Here is a 255-nt window from a genome sequence, read left to right on the forward strand (position 1 = left end):
CGGCGAGTCCGTAGAGCGTCTGCGGGCGCGTGGCCATTTCGAACGCGTAGCCGCGCTTCTTCTTGAAGTTGGCGCTCAATTGCTCGTACGCGTGCTTCTCCTCGTCCGATAAGCCGGCAGGCATCGGATCGCCCGCCGCCAGCGACTTCAGTATCTCGGCCGGAACGGAGGCAGGGAAATTCACGTGAATGCCGATCAACTCGGGCGGCGCCTGTTTGCCCATGATGTTCGTGACAATGCCGCCGAGATCGCCGC

General features: G+C 62.7%; 1 pseudogene. It reads right to left on the reverse strand.

The window, feature by feature from the left end:
• Positions 1-255 (reverse strand): annotated as a pseudogene (locus tag AB4Y32_RS40625) (epoxide hydrolase); the annotation flags it as partial.

Origin of the sequence: Paraburkholderia phymatum (assembly GCF_040965635.1) — a bacterium.
GTDB classification, from domain to species: Bacteria; Pseudomonadota; Gammaproteobacteria; order Burkholderiales; family Burkholderiaceae; genus Paraburkholderia; species Paraburkholderia phymatum_B.